The 714-nt window shown below is 69.6% G+C and carries 1 pseudogene; it reads right to left on the reverse strand.

The window, feature by feature from the left end:
- Positions 1-714: pseudogene (locus EOA29_RS38830) on the reverse strand (type VI secretion system ATPase TssH); the annotation flags it as partial.

Consider the following 714-nt stretch of genomic DNA (forward strand, 5'->3'; position numbering starts at 1 on the left):
CCCTTGGCCTTCGAGGCCTTGGCTTTCTGCGGCTTGGTCTCGGCGGCCTTGCTCTCGCCAATCTTGCTCTCGGGGGCCTTTTGCTCAGGCGCCTTTGCTGCCGCGTCGGCGCTCTCCGCTTCCGCAGCGGTCGCGGCGTCGTCGAGCGGCACGCCCTCGCCGCGCAATTTGGCGCGCAGGTCGAGGATCTCGGCCACCAGCGCTTTTTCCCGGTCCCAGCGCGCCTGGGCGGCTGCAAGCGTGGTCTCGGCTTCCGCCAGCCCGGCGTCGACGCGAGCCTGCCGGTCGGCGACGTCGATGCCGATCGCCGCCTCGCGACCGATGATGCCGCTCTCGACCTCCAGCGCCTGGCGGCGGCGCAGAATGTCCTCGACTTCGGCAGGCGTGGCATGCTGCGAAATGGCGACGCGGGCACAGGCGGTGTCGAGCAGGCTGACCGCCTTGTCCGGCAGTTGTCGCGCCGGGATGTAGCGGTGCGAGAGCGCAACCGCCGCCTCGATCGCCTCGTCCAGGATCTGCACCTTGTGATGCTGCTCCAGCACGCCGGCGACACCGCGCAGCATCAGCACAGCCACCGCTTCCGAAGGCTCCTCGATCTTGACCACCTGGAAGCGACGCGTCAGCGCCGGATCCTTCTCGATATGCTGCTTGTATTCGGCCCAGGTGGTGGCCGCGATGGTGCGCAGCTCGCCGCGCGCCAGCGCGGCCACCACC

Source organism: Mesorhizobium sp. M1E.F.Ca.ET.063.01.1.1, from assembly GCF_003998155.1.
In the GTDB taxonomy this organism is placed as follows: domain Bacteria; phylum Pseudomonadota; class Alphaproteobacteria; order Rhizobiales; family Rhizobiaceae; genus Mesorhizobium.